At 43.0% G+C, this 15144-nt stretch carries 19 protein-coding genes; 15 read left to right on the forward strand and 4 right to left on the reverse strand.

What is annotated here, in order from left to right:
* Positions 1-5: 5 nt before the first annotated feature.
* Complete coding sequence (locus VQ643_RS00405; RefSeq protein WP_414197190.1) at positions 6-287, reverse strand: HU family DNA-binding protein; 282 nt, start codon at positions 285-287, stop codon at positions 6-8.
* Between the two features lie 265 nt (positions 288-552).
* Entirely contained in the window at positions 553-837 is a 285-nt protein-coding gene (locus VQ643_RS00410; protein WP_414197191.1) for an Arc family DNA-binding protein, read from the reverse strand.
* A 277-nt stretch (positions 838-1114) separates the two neighbouring features.
* On the opposite strand from VQ643_RS00410, the gene VQ643_RS00415 reads away from it, so the two are divergent.
* Both VQ643_RS00415 and pdxH read left to right on the forward strand, forming a co-directional pair.
* A complete protein-coding gene (locus tag VQ643_RS00415) occupies positions 1115-1732 on the forward strand; it encodes an OmpA family protein (protein ID WP_414197192.1) in 618 nt (205 codons plus the stop codon).
* 50 nt (positions 1733-1782) lie between these two features.
* Positions 1783-2436: a pyridoxamine 5'-phosphate oxidase gene (pdxH, locus tag VQ643_RS00420; RefSeq protein ID WP_414197193.1), complete on the forward strand. Its 654-nt coding sequence runs from the start codon at positions 1783-1785 to the stop codon at positions 2434-2436.
* A gap of 42 nt (positions 2437-2478) precedes the next feature.
* Here pdxH and VQ643_RS00425 read toward each other — a convergent pair whose 3' ends face one another.
* Positions 2479-2721, reverse strand: coding sequence for a hypothetical protein (locus tag VQ643_RS00425; RefSeq protein ID WP_414197194.1), 243 nt, complete (start codon positions 2719-2721; stop codon positions 2479-2481).
* Between the two features lie 57 nt (positions 2722-2778).
* Here VQ643_RS00425 and VQ643_RS00430 point away from each other — a divergent pair, with 57 nt between their 5' ends.
* The 13 genes from VQ643_RS00430 (at position 2779) to VQ643_RS00490 (ending at position 14205) form a co-directional block, all read left to right on the forward strand.
* Positions 2779-3246: a glycine zipper 2TM domain-containing protein gene (locus VQ643_RS00430; protein WP_414197195.1), complete on the forward strand. Its 468-nt coding sequence runs from the start codon at positions 2779-2781 to the stop codon at positions 3244-3246.
* Between the two features lie 172 nt (positions 3247-3418).
* Positions 3419-6214, forward strand: coding sequence for a monovalent cation/H+ antiporter subunit A (locus tag VQ643_RS00435; RefSeq protein WP_414197197.1), 2796 nt, complete (start codon positions 3419-3421; stop codon positions 6212-6214).
* Positions 6214-6564 carry a Na+/H+ antiporter subunit C gene (locus VQ643_RS00440; protein WP_414197198.1) on the forward strand — a complete coding sequence of 117 codons (351 nt, stop codon included), beginning with the start codon at positions 6214-6216 and terminating at the stop codon, positions 6562-6564. Before VQ643_RS00435 ends, VQ643_RS00440 begins: the two co-directional genes overlap by 1 nt.
* A complete protein-coding gene (locus VQ643_RS00445; protein WP_414197200.1) occupies positions 6561-8057 on the forward strand; it encodes a monovalent cation/H+ antiporter subunit D in 1497 nt (498 codons plus the stop codon). Before VQ643_RS00440 ends, VQ643_RS00445 begins: the two co-directional genes overlap by 4 nt.
* Positions 8057-8560, forward strand: coding sequence for a Na+/H+ antiporter subunit E (locus VQ643_RS00450; protein ID WP_414197201.1), 504 nt, complete (start codon positions 8057-8059; stop codon positions 8558-8560). The genes VQ643_RS00445 and VQ643_RS00450 overlap by 1 nt, the downstream gene beginning before the upstream one ends.
* Positions 8548-8817 (forward strand): K+/H+ antiporter subunit F, encoded by a 270-nt coding sequence (locus VQ643_RS00455; protein ID WP_414197203.1) that lies wholly within the window; start codon positions 8548-8550, stop codon positions 8815-8817. The genes VQ643_RS00450 and VQ643_RS00455 overlap by 13 nt, the downstream gene beginning before the upstream one ends.
* Before the next feature lie 9 nt (positions 8818-8826).
* On the forward strand, positions 8827-9144 hold the full coding sequence (locus VQ643_RS00460) for a Na+/H+ antiporter subunit G (protein WP_414197205.1): 318 nt from the start codon (positions 8827-8829) through the stop codon (positions 9142-9144).
* Positions 9145-9236: 92 nt separating this feature from the next.
* A complete protein-coding gene (rarD, locus tag VQ643_RS00465) occupies positions 9237-10136 on the forward strand; it encodes an EamA family transporter RarD (RefSeq protein WP_414197206.1) in 900 nt (299 codons plus the stop codon).
* A 10-nt stretch (positions 10137-10146) separates the two neighbouring features.
* On the forward strand, positions 10147-11472 hold the full coding sequence (locus VQ643_RS00470; protein WP_414197207.1) for a DEAD/DEAH box helicase: 1326 nt from the start codon (positions 10147-10149) through the stop codon (positions 11470-11472).
* Between the two features lie 78 nt (positions 11473-11550).
* Positions 11551-12189, forward strand: a complete 639-nt coding sequence (locus VQ643_RS00475) for a bifunctional 4-hydroxy-2-oxoglutarate aldolase/2-dehydro-3-deoxy-phosphogluconate aldolase (RefSeq protein WP_414197209.1) — start codon at positions 11551-11553, stop codon at positions 12187-12189.
* A gap of 1 nt (position 12190) precedes the next feature.
* Positions 12191-12625, forward strand: coding sequence for an acyl-CoA thioesterase (locus VQ643_RS00480; RefSeq protein WP_414197211.1), 435 nt, complete (start codon positions 12191-12193; stop codon positions 12623-12625).
* Positions 12626-12641: 16 nt separating this feature from the next.
* Positions 12642-13067, forward strand: a complete 426-nt coding sequence (locus VQ643_RS00485; RefSeq protein WP_414197212.1) for a hypothetical protein — start codon at positions 12642-12644, stop codon at positions 13065-13067.
* Positions 13068-13248: 181 nt separating this feature from the next.
* The gene (locus tag VQ643_RS00490; protein ID WP_414197214.1) at positions 13249-14205 is read left to right on the forward strand and encodes a tRNA dihydrouridine synthase; all 957 of its coding nucleotides are present in this window, start codon (positions 13249-13251) and stop codon (positions 14203-14205) included.
* Here the strand turns inward: VQ643_RS00490 and VQ643_RS00495 are convergent.
* A complete protein-coding gene (locus tag VQ643_RS00495) occupies positions 14180-15058 on the reverse strand; it encodes a LysR family transcriptional regulator (RefSeq protein WP_414197215.1) in 879 nt (292 codons plus the stop codon). The genes VQ643_RS00490 and VQ643_RS00495 overlap by 26 nt on opposite strands.
* Between the last annotated feature and the right edge of the window lie 86 nt (positions 15059-15144).

Genomic DNA, 15144 nt, shown 5'->3' on the forward strand with positions numbered 1-15144 from the left:
ACAACTTATTTGTTGATGTCGTCAGCTAATGCTTTAGCAGGAACAAGTTTGATTACTTTTTTCGCAGCAATCTTAATTGTTTTACCTGTTTGTGGGTTACGTCCACTGCGTGCTGGGCGATCTACTACTTTTAATTTGCCAACGCCTGGCAACGTAATTTCACCGTCGTTATCTAACGCATCGGTAACAATTTCTTTTAAATGATCTAGAAATGCGCGAGCTGTTACTTTGGTTGTATCAGTCGCTTCGGCTAGTTCACTGATCAGTTGGTCTTTAGTTAGTGCCATAGTGTCAAACTCCAAGGTTGAAGACTCTGTTCATGCAGAGAAAGGTTAGTTGACTATTTCATCCATAAACTATGACGTTATTGATAATGCTTTACCTGCATAAAGTAAAGGTAAAACAGCTCTGGGATGTGATTTTATTGACGAAGTAGGGGAAGTTTCACATTTATGCTAAATAGTGTTTCAAATAATATAATTATTAATTCTTTCTTTTTCTATCCTGTGCTATCTGAAAAGCAACACTCTGACGAGTGCTGCTTAGCTAAAACTAGGCTTTGTCTTTGTTGATTAGCTCCAGTAACGCACTTTGTTGGTGCTGTGCCAGCTGGCGAAAATTACGTAGCAATAATTGCTCGTTATGTGACAAATCCTTATTTTCAATACCTTTAATAGGGGTGATTTGTTGTTCATTGTGCAGACTATGTTCTAAGCGTGAAATTATTTCAGAGTTCATGCTGCGATGATAGTTGCGCGCAATTTGAGCGATACGATCACGCATTCCTTCAGGCAAACGAACAACAAATTTATCAGCAGGGCGGCTTGAATATGGCATATCTATCATTCTACTAGCTAAAGCCAGAGAGTTCTCGGCGTTAGGTTAAACACAGATTGGTGGCCTTTATGAACTGGTGTGTCAAAAAAATGCCGCCAAATTAATGACGATCATAACCAGATAAATGAAAAAAACCAGCCTATTTTTTTAAATATACTTCTGAGATTGCGTGAAAAGACTGTGACTAGGCACGTTAAAATTGATCTATGCTCTAGCTAACTTAATATAGAAAGAGTAATCTTTTATTATCTTGTAATGTTAAATATGGACTCCTTTCATGGGCTTCAAGAAATTTTTTGGCATCCTCTCCTTTGCTTTACTAACGGCCTGTCTTGGGCAAAAACCTGTACCTATTGCTGATGCGGTGAAACCTTTAACGCCAGAAGAACAAAAAATCTGGCTTGACCAGTACGAGCCTAAGATTCGCCAAGCCGTACGAGGCTCAGATTTTGTCGTAACGCGCATGGATCGTACTTTAGTGGTGACAGCGAGTGCAAAAACCATGTTTCACCCTGATCGTCCTACTATGTTGATGCCTGTTGTATTAAACCCTTTAACACGTGTTTCTAAAATGCTAGAAAACGACCGCAGTGTAGGGGTTATTATTTTTGGTCATACAGACTCCACAGGCAGCTTAGACCTAAACCAAAAGCTTAGCCAAGACCGTGCACGCTCAGTTGCTGCTATTTTCCGTCTTAGCGGCTTAGGTAATGATCGCATGTTATTATTAGGCATGGCTGATAGTAAGCCTATCAATAGCCAGCGCAATGCAAAAGAGCGTGAAGCTAACCGACGGGTTGAATTGGTAATAACGCCACAACGAGCCATGGCTTTGGCGCTTTCTGAATATCGTGGTCGATCCCCAGAGGTTATTGCAGCAGGTCAAACACGATAGTAAAAAAAAGGCGTATTGTTAATGCGCCTTTTTTGTTGCCGGAGAAGCCTATGAGCCACATAGAACGCTTAGCTGATATGCGTCGTAACTATACACGTGACGGCTTACATGAATCACAAGTACCACAGCATCCTTTCTTGCTATTTAAACAATGGTTTGATGATGCTGTTGAAACTGAGCAGCCCCCTGTAGAGCCTAACGCCATGATGCTTGCTACCGTTGATACGCTAGGGCAGCCTCATTGCCGTGTGTTGCTATTAAAAGGGGCGGATGAAGCAGGTTTTACATTTTTTACCAATTATCAAAGCAATAAAGGTGAGCAACTGGCTTTTAATGCGCAAGCCGCAATGACATTTTTTTGGCCTACACTAGAGCGCCAGGTGCGCATTGAAGGTAAGATTGAAAAAGTTTCCGCGCAAGAATCAGATGATTATTTCCAGGTTCGCCCATTAGGAAGTCGCCTAGGTGCCTGGGCATCGCCACAAAGCAGACCTTTGAAAAATCGTGAAGAACTTGAAGCGTTATTGGAAGATGTACAATTGCGTTTTGCCGATACAGCACCCAGCTGTCCACCGCACTGGGGCGGGTACCGATTAAAACCAAGGTTAATTGAGTTTTGGCAAGGCCGTCCAAGCCGTTTGCATGATCGAATTTGCTACCAGTTACAAAATGATACATGGCAACTGCAACGATTAGCGCCGTAATAGCGCTAATCCGTTAAACTATAGCTGTATAAAATGCTTATTCTATTGTTCAATATAGTTTTTAGCAGCAGCTTCAAGCCATGTTTGTAGTTCTGCTTTTTTAACTTTTTGTTGTTTGGCTTGCTCTAGCATTTTTAGCATGTATTCGCGCTTTTTAGGGTCGCTTCCGGCGATATTAAGTGCAAGATCGCGATCTACCCAGCGGCGGATGCGTGAAAAAAACCACCAGTGAAGGTAAAGGGCAACTAGTGTGGCTATAATGCCAGCAACAACGACATAATCCATTGTAACCTCGATTAAAATTAGTCGGACTGTCTATGACAGTGTTTAAAGGAGTATTCTATGCGTAAGATGATGATTCTTGCAGCATCTATGGCAGTTGTTAGTACGCTAGTGACTGGTTGTGCATCAAGTTTGACAGGCGATAGCTATTCTCGCGATGACGCACGTCAGGTTCAAACTGTTCGTTTAGGGACTATTGTCGCATTACGTCCTGTGAAAATTGAAGGCACTAAAACAGCAATTGGCTCTGTAGCGGGTGGTGCTGTAGGTGGTATTGCAGGTAGTTCTGTAGGTGGCGGCAAAGGAAGTGCAGTAGCTGCAGTGATAGGTGCTGTTGCAGGCGGGCTATTAGGGTCAGCTGCCGAGGAAGGTATGACGCGTACTCAAGGGGTTGAGATTACTATTCGTGAAGACGATGGTAGCTTGCGCGCCTATGTCCAAGCCGTAGAGCCCAATCAAATATTTCGCGTTGATCAGCGTGTGCGCATCATGAGTGTAAATGGTGCCAGTCGCGTTGCTCCACTCTAGTTCTTGTTGTCTTAAAAGCTTGGGCTAGAGCCCAAGCTTTTTCTGTTAAATTTGATATATCTAGTAGCTTTTAAAACGGATTTGTAATAACTTTATCACATTAAGGTTTTTAGATTTGCTGGGTGGGTATTGGTACTCCTGTTCGTCCGGCTGAACATAAAGGAGGGCTTATATGCTACTACCCATCATAGTTGCTTTACCTTTTCTCGCCTGCATTTTGCCTTTAATTGCAGCGCGTCGCTCACAAACACAAATCGCCTTGGCTGCTGCTTTAGCGCCTATTTTGGGTTTGTCATTGCTGCTTTCTCAAACCTCTGCTGTTTTAGATAGTCAAGTCATTACCTATTACCAGCCCTGGCTAACCCAGTTAGGACTTAACTTAAGCTTGCGTTTAGATGGCTTAAGCTATTTATTTGCCTTATTAATTCTAGGCATAGGCTTGCTGGTTATTCTCTATGCGCGCTATTACTTAGGCGTGAATGAAAAAATAGGTCGTTTCTACTGTTTTCTGCTGCTGTTTATGGGCGCCATGCTTGGCGTTGTGCTCTCTAGCAACGTCTTATTGATGATGGTGTTTTGGGAATTAACTAGCCTTTCATCTTTCTTGCTCATCGGATTCTGGAGTTATCGTCGTGATGCGCGACAAGGTGCTCGCATGGCGTTAGCTGTTACAGGCGGTGGTGGGTTAGCGCTTTTAGCTGGTGTACTGCTATTAGGTAAAATAGTCGGCAGCTTCGAGCTGGCTGACATTCTTCAAGCTGGCGATATTGTTCGAGCCCATGCACTTTATCCTGTTGTACTCATCTTGATTTTGCTTGGTGTATTTACTAAATCTGCGCAGTTTCCATTTCATTTCTGGCTACCACATGCCATGGCAGCACCGACTCCAGTATCCTCGTACCTGCACTCTGCGACTATGGTGAAGGCTGGCGTCTTTCTTTTAGCGCGTTTCTATCCCGTGTTGTCTGATACTGAGTTGTGGTTTTATTTAGTCACTTTTACCGGTTTAACTACACTTTGTGTGGGAGCTGTAACAGCGCTATTTCAGCATGATTTAAAAGGGTTGCTGGCTTACTCGACGATTAGTCATTTGGGGTTAATTACCTTGCTATTTGGCTTGAACTCGCCATTAGCACCTGTGGCGGCTATTTTTCATATTATCAATCACGCTACGTTTAAAGCTTCGTTATTTATGGCGGCTGGTATTATTGACCATGAAACAGGCACACGTGATATGCGTCGTATTAATGGTTTATGGAAATACATGCCACATACTGCCTTACTTGCCATGGTTGCCTCCTCCGCAATGGCTGGCGTACCGCTGCTAAATGGTTTCTTGAGTAAGGAGATGTTTTTTGGCGAAACGCTACAGCAAAGTTTGTTAGGAGGTTTTAGTTGGTTGATTCCTGCCTTGGCTACTTTCGCTGGTGTGTTCTCTGTAGCTTATTCATTACGTTTTATCCATGACGTATTTTTTAATGGTGAGCCAATTAACTTGCCTAAATATCCACCGCATGAGCCGCCACGCTATATGAAAATACCTGTAGAAATACTAGTGTTTTTATGCTTATTGGTTGGTATGGTGCCGGCGTGGAGTGTTGCAGGATTACTCGCCTCGGCAGCCAGTGCCAGCTTAAATGGCGCCTTACCTCAGTATGATTTAGCTATCTGGCATGGCGTGAATATGCCATTAATTATGAGTTGTATAGCTTTAGTCGGTGGTTTAATTATCTATGGATTGCGCAAACCTTTGTTTAACTGGTATGACGGCTTACCGCCTTTACATGCGCGGGTTATGTTTGAGCGTGCGGTTGTACGTTTGCGACGCTTGGTTCAGCGCGCATTAGGTGCATTGGAAAATGGCTCTCTTCAACGTTATATCGGACTGTTTTTTATCAGTGCAATTATTGTGACGGTGGCGGCACTGACGCCAATGTCTAGCATGCATGGCAGTTTACAGCAAACAGAAGTAGACCCTGTTACCGCCATTGCTTTAGTAATGATGATGTTAGGGGCTTTGGCTACTGTATTCTTTGTTTATACGCGTTTAATTGCCGTTATTATGATCGGCATTGTTGGCTTGTTTAGTGCGTTATTGTTTGCGCGCTTTTCGGCACCAGATCTGGCATTAACGCAGCTGGTTGTAGAGGTGGTCAGTGTACTCCTGATGCTGCTTGTGCTGCATTTTATGCCTAAAAAATCACCCTTTGAAACCTCTAGTTTAAGGCGTAGTGGGCATTACTTGATTGCTTTAGCGGGCGGCACTTTAATGGGTGTTTTATTATTTGCCGTGTTAACGCGACCTTATAGCAGTATTAAAGACTTTTTTATTACCAATAGCGTGCCTGGTGGCGGCGGTCATAACGTCGTTAATGTGATTTTGGTGGATTTCCGAGGTTTTGATACCTTAGGGGAGATTAGCGTATTAGCAATTACAGCGATTGCAATTATTGCACTCTTAAAAGGCATGCTGATTAAACGCTCACCACTTGATCCAGAAGGACGACCCTGGTCACCAGAAACTCATCCATTAATGATGCGCGTATTGGCGCGCTTCACTTTACCATTAGCGCTAATGGTCGCTGTATTTATTTTCTTGCGTGGCCATAACGAGCCAGGTGGTGGCTTTATTGCAGGCTTAATTGTAGCAGTAGCACTGATTTTGTTAGAAATAGCCTATGGACAGCAATGGGTTGAAAGTCACCTGCGGATTAAACCCAGCTTATTAGCAGGTTTAGGTGTGTTAGTAGCAGGGGCTACAGGTCTGGGCAGTTGGCTGTGGGGATACCCATTCTTAACCACCGCATTTGGACATTTTAGTCTTCCATTCATTGGCGAAATTGAATTAGCCACTGCCATGCTATTTGACTTGGGTGTGCTGTTTACCGTTGTAGGAGCTACTTTAATGATTTTGAGTCGCTTAGGTCATTTAGGAAATAATGAAGTGCAACCACAGGAGGATAACTAATGGAACTATTGTTAGCTATTACTGTGGGCGTAGTGGCCAGTTGCGGCATCTTTTTGATCTTGCGTGCACGTACATTCGCTGTAGCTTTAGGCTTAACGCTATTTTCTTATGCTGTAAATATTTTTCTGTTTGCGATGGGGCGCTTAGAAACTGGTAAACCAGCCGTGGTAGGTTTGGTTGCAGAATATACTGATCCTGTTCCTCAGGCCTTAGTCTTAACAGCCATTGTCATTGGCTTTGCAATGACAGCCTTCGTCTTGGTATTGGCGTTACGTGGGCAAATAGATTTAGGCAATGACCATGTAGATGGCAAAGAAGATAAAGACAATCATCAGGAGCCTAAAGTATGAATCATTGGCTAATTGCTCCTGTTTTATTACCTTTATTTGTAGGTGCGCTGCTGGTTTGCTTTGGTAGTCAGCCGCGTTTAGCGCGTGGTTTTAGTCTTTTGAGCACAGTAGCCTTATTGCCTATCGCTATTTATCTTCTAGGGTTAGCTGCTACAGGTGAAATTCATACCTACGCCTTAGGTAACTGGCAGTCACCTTTTGGTATTGTGCTGTTGCTAGACAGATTAAGCGCACTAATGCTGCTCACTACGGCAGTCTTAGCTATTTTTGCGGTGTTATATGCTTTACGTGGTGAGGATCAGCAAGGGCTATATTTTCATGCGCTATTTCAGTTTCAATTAGCTGGAATTAATGGCGCTTTCCTAACAGGCGATTTGTTCACCCTATTTGTATTTTTTGAAATACTACTGATAGCTTCTTATGGCCTGCTGCTACATGGTCGCACCCAAGCCCGTGTTAAAGCCGCTATGCACTATATTTTATTGAACCTAGTTGGATCCGCCTTTTTCTTGATTGCAGCAGGCATTTTTTATGGTATTGCTGGCACCTTAAATATGGTCGACCTAGCGCGCGCAGTTTCTCAAGCGCAGGGCGATCAGCGCTTACTACTGCATGCTGCTGGACTCTTGCTCTTTTTAGTCTTTGGCTTAAAAGCAGCCTTTTTACCTTTATATTTTTGGCTACCAAAATCTTATGCTAGCGCTGCTGCTTCAGTGGCGGCATTATTTGCCATTATGACAAAAGTTGGTTTGTACGCCATTATTCGCTTTAGTGTTTTAGTTTTTGGCAGCTTAGCAGGAGAATCGGCAGGTTTAGGTTTGTCGTGGTTCTGGCCACTTGCCTTGTTAACCATTTTCCTAGGCGCTTTAGGTGCTTTTGCTGCAACCAATTTAGCTAGCATGGTCGCTTATTTTATTTTGGTTTCCGTAGGCACTATTTTGGCAGGTATTGCTTTGGGTACGCCACAAGCGCTAGGCGCAACACTGTATTATTTAGTTCACAGTACTTGGGTCAGTGGCGGGCTATTCTTGCTTGTAGGAGTAATTGCGAGTCAGCGTGGAAAGCTAGTAGATCAGCTTACACGCGGCCCAGCCTTAAACCGCCATAGCCTGATTGGCGTGTTGTTTTTTGCGGGCGCTATTTCCATTGCAGGTTTGCCACCACTATCAGGCTTCTTCGGTAAGATAATGTTGTTATTTAGTGCCACAGGCTGGCAGGCTGGCTTGCTATGGGGAGTTATATTGTCAGCTGGTTTAATTGGTGTTGTGGCTCTCTCAAGAGCGGGCAGTCAAGTTTTTTGGCGCTCTAATGCCCCAGCACGAGAAGATATTCATCTGGATACCGCGTCGTTAGTTATCGCTTCTGGCTTAATTGTATTAAGCCCAGTACTTGTGGTGTTTGCAGAGCCTGTTAGCCAATTTACACAGGCTACAGCGAATCAGTTATTTGATGTAATAGCTTACTTATCATTATTAAATGGAGGAGTAAACTGATGAAAAAGCGCCGTTTACTCGCCCATCCGTTGATGACCTTAGGCCTGTTATTCGTCTGGCTGTTATTGGTTGATGACTTTACTTCTGTCGGGCATTGGATTTTAGGTACAGTGCTGGCATTGTCATTATCCTATTTAACAGATCATTGGTGGCCACCGCTATTAAAGATTCATAGCTGGAAAAGTTTGTTTGTTTTTATGACTCATATGCTTACAGATATAGTGAAAGCTAATTTAGATGTGGCACGCTTAATTTTAGGCTCCACTGAAAAGCTGGATCCTAGCTATATTGAAGTACCTTATGAATTAGAGAATGAATTAGGTATTTTTATGTTGGCGAGCGCTATTTCACTAGCGCCAGGTACAGTAGCTACTAGTGTTGATTGGCGTAAAAAACGCCTGCAAGTGCATGCTTTACATTGTGAAGATAGCAACGCACTTATTGCAGAAATCAAACAACGTTATGAGCAACCCTTGTTGGAGGTGTTTCCATGCTCAAAATAGTGATGCTTATTAGCATGGTGATTTTTGCAATTAGCATGTGTTTAACCTTATGGCGTCTATTTGTTGGACCTGACATGGTCGATCGAGTATTAGCACTAGATACCTTATATATCAATGCATTGGCGCTGTTAGTTATTTTTGGTATTTGGTTGGCCTCAGATATTTTCTTTGAAGCAGCTTTGCTAATTGGTCTTTTTGGTTTTGTTAGCACTGTTGCCTTGTCTAAGTATTTAATGCGTGGCGATATTATTGAGTAGGGAGGCGGTATGGATTTTGTAATAGAGTTAATCATCGCCTTCTTTTTGTTGGCAGGTAGTTTGTTTGCGCTTATTGGTTCTATTGGCATTGTGCGCTTTCCTGACTTTCTTATGCGTTTGCACGCACAAGCAAAGCTCACAACACTGGGTGTAGGCTCGGTACTTATAGCTTCTCTGCTGTATTTCAACTGGTATGAACATATTTTGCATTTACACGAGCTGCTTATTACAGCATTTTTAATGCTCAGTGCACCACCATCAGCCTATATGATGGCTAAAGCGGCAGTGCAGCAGGGGGTAAAAAGAAAACAAGGCAAAACTGATTAAGCGCTATCTAAAGATAGGGAATTGCGTAAAATGTGCACTGTATAGCCTGGTATGTAGGGTACATTTTTATTTGTCAGGAGTAAGGGAGTCGTATGCGGTTGTCTGGTCGCGGTGTGGGAATGTCGCTGTTTTCTTCATTGATGTTCGCCTTGATACCTAGCTACGCCCTATTACTGGCACCATTAGACGGCATCCAAGTGTTTGCTCAGCGGCTACTCTGGTCTTTACCTGTTCTTTTGGCTTTGGTGGTAATAACGGGGCATTGGCGTAAATTTTTGCTTTGTTTACGCCAACTTAAACGTCGCCCTATATTAACCTTGGGTTTATTGGCCAGTGCGAGTATTTTAGGCTCACAATGGTTTTTATTTGTGTGGTCACCCTTAAATGGCCATATGCTAGATATTACCCTAGGTTATTTTTTAATGCCTTTGGTCTTGGTTTTAGTAGGGCGCGTGTTCTATCAAGAACGGTTGCGAGCCTTGCAGAAAATAGCAGTACTGTTGGCAGTCATTGGCTGTGTACATGAGTTATTTGCACTGGGTGCCATATCATGGGTGACAGTGGTGACTATGTTTGGCTATCCACCTTACTTTATGCTACGCCGCTGGATGAAGTTTGATGCTTTCAGTGGTTTTTTCTTAGAAATGCTAGTGCTTGCACCTGTAGCTATTACTTTAATGTATTTATATGGTGATACATTTAGCCTAATACAGGTGCAGCCATGGTTGATTCCCTTACTGTTAGGAATGGGGATTCTTAGTAGTTTTGCCTTTGCTGCCATGATAGCAGCTAGTCGTTTGTTACCTCTAGGTGTGCTGGGTATTTTAAGTTATATAGAGCCAGTACTGCTGTTTTTATCCAGTATTTTTATTGTTGGTGAGGCGGTAACCAGCCAGCAATGGTGGACATATATTCCTATTTGGCTAGCCGTAGTGCTAGTAATGTTTGATAGTGTGCGCTTGCTGTATAAGCAGGCGCAACGTGGATATTGAAAGGTTTTTAATGAATAATTTTGCTGATTTACACTTACATGAGCGTTTACTAAAGGGTTTAGACGAGCTCAAACTGACTAAACCAACGCCAGTCCAAGAGCAGGCGATTCCTCTACTGCTACAAGGCAAAGATGTGCGTGCCATTGCCCGTACTGGAAGTGGAAAAACAGCTGCCTTTGTATTGCCTCTGTTACATTATTGTTTAGAAAATCCGCAACGTATTCCTTTACATAGAGCCTTAATTTTAGCGCCTACGCGCGAGCTTGCACGGCAAATCTTGCAAGAGGTTGAGCGTTTTGCGAGCTACACCTTTATTAAAGGTATATTGCTTACAGGCGGTGAAAACTTTAAAGAGCAAATTGCAGCATTGCGTAAAGTACCTGAGATTATTATTGCCACACCAGGACGTTTATTGGAACATATCAGCGCAAAAAGTCTTGATTTAGCAGAGATTGAATTATTGGTGCTAGATGAAGCTGATCGTATGCTAGATATGGGATTCGCAGAAGATATTCAAAAAATTACTGATTTATGCGTTGATCGTAAGCAGACTATGCTGTTCTCCGCCACCACAGGCGGTAATGCGCTGCGTGAAATGGTGCAAGCGATTCTAACCAATCCTGAGCACTTAATGCTCAATAAAGTGGCCGATCTAAACGAGAGCACTCAGCAACAAATTATTACCGCTGAAAGTGAGCAGCATAAGCAAAACCTATTGAAGTGGTTGCTAGAAAACGAAACCTACCGTAAAGCAATAGTCTTTACCAATACGCGAGAAAAAGCTGACTTTTTATATGGGCGAATGGAAGCAGCACAAGTAAAAGTATTTGTTTTGCATGGCGAGAAAGATCAGTCAGAACGTCGCAAAGCCTTAGAGCGCTTTAGCCAAGGCAGCTCGCGAGTGCTGATTGCTACAGACGTGGCTGCGCGTGGTTTAGATATTGAGGGTGTTGATTTAGTCATTAATCACGATATGCCGCGATCTGGAGATGAATATGTTCACCGTATCGGTCGGACTGGACGAGCAGGTGAAGCAGGTTTAGCTATTTCACTGATAGATCACACAGAATGGAACTTAATGAGCAGTATTCAGCGCTACTTAAAGCAGCAGTTTGAGCACCGTGTGATTAAAGGTTTGAAAGGTGGTTATATGGGGCCTAAAAAGCTCAAGTCATCAGGTAAAGCTGTAGGCGTTAAAAAGAAGAAAACGACGGATAAAGCGATAGTAACGAAAAAAACACGACCCACACAACACAAGCCAAAAACACTCCAAACACAAACAGAAAACAGTAGCACGGATGGATTTGCGCCATTGCGTAGACGCAAATCAGAATAAGCCAAAGGTGTAGCAGTTTTAATATCCGCTATCACCTATGCTAAACCTACTATTTGCTGTACTCACAAGGAGCTAACTATGACTATGGAAGATATTTTACGTAAAGCCTATCCATTACTACCTGTGCTAGTCATCGAAGATGCAGAGACGGCTGTGCCTATAGCTCAGGCTTTAAAGGCTGGAGGTTTAAACGCCGTGGAAGTCACGCTACGAACTCCAGATGCGTTAAAATCGGTACAGAAAATTAGCGAGGAAGTACCTGATTTATTAGTTGGAGTAGGGACTGTTGTTTGCCCAACACAACTGGCTAAAGCACAAAAAGCAGGTGCGCAATTTGCAGTTAGCCCAGGTTTTAATAAGGCTTTAGGACGTGAAGCTTTACGTCTAAAAATGCCATTTTTGCCTGGCGTGATGACACCTTCTGAAGTTATGAAAGCCATGAAGATGGGGTTTAAATCACTTAAGCTATTTCCAGCGGATGCAGTGAATGGATTAGAGTTATTAAAAAGTTTACATGGTCCACTGACTGATCTACATTTTTGTGCCACAGGTGGCATTAACCGTAGCAATCTTTTAACCTACTTAAGCCTACCTAACGTGTCTTGCTGTGGAGGTAGTTGGCTAGTGCCCAATAAGTTGGTGCAAAATAAAGATTGGGAGCAAATTTCCTCATTAGCACGCGAGGCTTGTGCATTAGCAGGTCGAATGGAGCTGTAATATGTGGGATTGGCCTAAGCCATTTACGCAAGAAATTGTTGTTAGCGCACAGGAAATAGATGGCTTAGGTCATGCCAATAATGCCAATTACGTACGTTGGATGGAAGAGTGCGCTTGGCAACACTCGCAGTCTTTAGGGTTAGGACTTGAGGAATACCAGCGTTTAAATAGAGCAATGGCAGTGATTCGCCATGAGGTTGACTATTTATCCAGTGCTTATCAAGATCAAACTCTAATTATGGGAACTTGGATTCGAGAAGTAGATAATAAATTGAAAATGGATCGCTATTTTCAACTTATTCGGCCAGCTGACCAAGTTACCTTGCTTCGTGCCAAAACTACTTTCGCTTGCATTGAGCTTAGCTCAGGACGGCCAAAACGTATGCCTATTGAGTTTATTGAAGGCTATAGTAAGGCTGTTTCAACTCAAGCTTAGTGCAGCACAACAAAGCTTGATTATAGGAAATACAGACTATGCAGTCGCCGCTCCGGCATTTAACTCTGATGCCTTTCCCATTGTGGCTGGAGAAGATGAAGAAGTTAATCCAGGTATCTATGGAAAAACACTGAGCGAATGGTTGGCTGAAAAATTAGCCACCAAAAATATTAAGGTGCTGAGTATTTTTGCAGATGACTTTGGCCGTCTGATAGAGATTGAAACTCATCCATTTAACCTGTTTGTTGTGTGTGCCAGTGAAAGTGGGTCAAAAAACCAATTCTGTGTTTTTGTATTGTGTGAAGGGGCTGCCTTACAATGCTTGTTTTCAAAAAAAGTTCGTAGTAAAAAAGCACAACTGATGGGTACAACCTTTGCAACAGTGCAGTCTATTTTACAAGCGACCAATGAAATCAGTCATCTTCAAGTAATAGAGTCTTAGATATTTGAGTTTTAAAAAACAATACAGTACAGGTCATAGGCTAGAGGTTGAGGCGTTACCAAGCTTCTTGCAAGCTATAAAGGTGAAAAATTTTTATGTACGTTGCTCTCTAGTAGTAAATTACTTGTCTTGCGTGTTTTTTTAGTTACAATCGCCTCTTTTTTTGAGATGGTCCTATTTCGTGCAGATAGCTCTTGCGCCAATGGAGGGGTTGGTTGACGACATTCTCCGTGATGTTCTTACAAAAGTCGGTGGCATTGATTGGTGTGTCACTGAGTTTATCCGTGTCTGTGACCGTCTGCTTCCTGCACATCAGTTCTATAAATTAGCCCCTGAGCTACTTAACGGTTCTAAAACTGCTGCTGGTACTGCGTTGCGAGTACAACTGCTTGGTTCTGATCCAAGTGCTTTAGCTGACAATGCAGCGTTAGCTGTTAAGTTAGGCGCACCTGTGATTGATCTTAATTTTGGTTGCCCTGCTAAAACAGTTAATAAATCCCGTGGTGGTGCTGTGCTTTTACAAGAGCCAGAGTTGTTATTTCGTATCCTACAAGAGGTACGTAAAACAGTTGCCCCTGAAATTCCTGTAACCGCAAAAATGCGCTTAGGTTATGAAGATAAATCCTTAGCCTTAGATTGCGCTTTAGCTTTAACTGAAGGCGGGGCGCAACAGCTAGTGGTGCATGCACGCACTAAGGTTGAAGGCTACAAAGCGCCAGCCCATTGGGAATGGATTGCGCGAATTAATGAGCATGTAGCTGTACCTGTTGTGGCAAATGGTGAAATTTGGACCATAGAGGACTGGCAGCGTTGTCGAGCTATTAGTGGCGTTGACGATATTATGCTGGGCCGTGGCCTTGTAAGTTGTCCTGATTTAGCCTTACAAATTGCTAAGGCTAAAGCAGGAGAAGCTTATCAGGCAATGACTTGGCAGCAAGTACAACCTGTATTGTTTGACTTTTGGCGGCAAGCACGACAAAACATAGCGCCACGCTTTGCGCCAGGGCGGTTAAAACAGTGGCTAGCTATGTTGTCTCGCACCTATAACGAGGCTGAGTTGCTTTTTTCAGCCGTGCGTAGAGAAACTGATGTTGAACGCATTGAAGCCCTAATTAAGCCCAGCTTCCATGCTGTTTAAGTATTTGCATAAAAGCCTGTGCTGCATTAGATAAAGTCCGTTCTTGATGAAAGATATATCCTAGCTGTCGTGTTAACTGAATATTGCCTACCTTAAGGTGAGCTATGGAGTCATCGAGCATGGTGCGTGGCAGCAAGCTCCAAGCTAGACCAATAGATACCATCATTTTTATGGTTTCTAGATAATTGCTGCTCATACTGATGTTAGGTGTAATGCCTGCACGATCAAAGAAGCCTTGGGCAATTTTCTGGGTAAAGGTATTAGCACCTGGAAAAACAGCAGGATAGGCGGCTAAGTCTTCTAAGGTTAAACTTCCAAGCATAGAAAGAGGGTGATCTTTCGCCGCAACAAAATCAAGATAATCCAGCCAAATTGGCATAGCGTGCAAGGGTGGCTGAGTACTGGGCGATAAGGTAATAATAGCGAGCTCACATCGGCCTTGTAGCACTTGTTCATAAGCCACCTCTGAGTCAAGAAAACGAATGTCTAAGCGCACCTTGGGGTATTGCTTAGTAAAGGCTTTAAGTGTTGCAGGTAAGCGATGTAGCCCAATATGGTGGCTGGTCGCTAAGGTTAGAGAGCCACCAACGTGCTGTTCTAAATTGGCCAGTGCACGTTGAGTATCTTGTAGTTCATTAATAATTCGTCTAGCTCTAGGGAGTAAGGCTGTACCTGCTTGCGTAAGCCCAACATCACGACCTATACGATCAAATAAACGCGCATTTAGCTGTTGCTCTAGTGCTGCAATTCGTTTGCTAACGGCTGGTTGAGTGAGATGCAAACGCTCTCCAGCCAGTGAAAAACTACCTAGTTCAGCCACTGCTATAAAAGTATGTAGGTTAGCTAAATCCATTTCGTATTCCTATTTGGAATGCAATCTATAAAAAATTACAATTTGAGTTATTCAATTAAAGCACATAGCATCACAAAAAAGCACAT

The organism is Pseudomonas sp. F1_0610 (assembly GCF_047470865.1).
Taxonomy (GTDB): domain Bacteria; phylum Pseudomonadota; class Gammaproteobacteria; order Pseudomonadales; family Pseudomonadaceae; genus JAZDRH01.

Bases quoted from the DNA above. Each gene is read 5' to 3' on its own strand.
- VQ643_RS00405 (WP_414197190.1), bottom strand. From the start codon at position 287: ATGGCACTAACTAAAGACCAACTGATCAGTGAACTAGCCGAAGCGACT.
- VQ643_RS00410 (WP_414197191.1), bottom strand. From the start codon at position 837: ATGCCATATTCAAGCCGCCCTGCTGATAAATTTGTTGTTCGTTTGCCT.
- VQ643_RS00415 (WP_414197192.1), top strand. From the start codon at position 1,115: ATGGGCTTCAAGAAATTTTTTGGCATCCTCTCCTTTGCTTTACTAACG.
- pdxH (WP_414197193.1), top strand. From the start codon at position 1,783: ATGAGCCACATAGAACGCTTAGCTGATATGCGTCGTAACTATACACGT.
- VQ643_RS00425 (WP_414197194.1), bottom strand. From the start codon at position 2,721: ATGGATTATGTCGTTGTTGCTGGCATTATAGCCACACTAGTTGCCCTT.
- VQ643_RS00430 (WP_414197195.1), top strand. From the start codon at position 2,779: ATGCGTAAGATGATGATTCTTGCAGCATCTATGGCAGTTGTTAGTACG.
- VQ643_RS00435 (WP_414197197.1), top strand. From the start codon at position 3,419: ATGCTACTACCCATCATAGTTGCTTTACCTTTTCTCGCCTGCATTTTG.
- VQ643_RS00440 (WP_414197198.1), top strand. From the start codon at position 6,214: ATGGAACTATTGTTAGCTATTACTGTGGGCGTAGTGGCCAGTTGCGGC.
- VQ643_RS00445 (WP_414197200.1), top strand. From the start codon at position 6,561: ATGAATCATTGGCTAATTGCTCCTGTTTTATTACCTTTATTTGTAGGT.
- VQ643_RS00450 (WP_414197201.1), top strand. From the start codon at position 8,057: ATGAAAAAGCGCCGTTTACTCGCCCATCCGTTGATGACCTTAGGCCTG.
- VQ643_RS00455 (WP_414197203.1), top strand. From the start codon at position 8,548: ATGCTCAAAATAGTGATGCTTATTAGCATGGTGATTTTTGCAATTAGC.
- VQ643_RS00460 (WP_414197205.1), top strand. From the start codon at position 8,827: ATGGATTTTGTAATAGAGTTAATCATCGCCTTCTTTTTGTTGGCAGGT.
- rarD (WP_414197206.1), top strand. From the start codon at position 9,237: ATGCGGTTGTCTGGTCGCGGTGTGGGAATGTCGCTGTTTTCTTCATTG.
- VQ643_RS00470 (WP_414197207.1), top strand. From the start codon at position 10,147: ATGAATAATTTTGCTGATTTACACTTACATGAGCGTTTACTAAAGGGT.
- VQ643_RS00475 (WP_414197209.1), top strand. From the start codon at position 11,551: ATGACTATGGAAGATATTTTACGTAAAGCCTATCCATTACTACCTGTG.
- VQ643_RS00480 (WP_414197211.1), top strand. From the start codon at position 12,191: ATGTGGGATTGGCCTAAGCCATTTACGCAAGAAATTGTTGTTAGCGCA.
- VQ643_RS00495 (WP_414197215.1), bottom strand. From the start codon at position 15,058: ATGGATTTAGCTAACCTACATACTTTTATAGCAGTGGCTGAACTAGGT.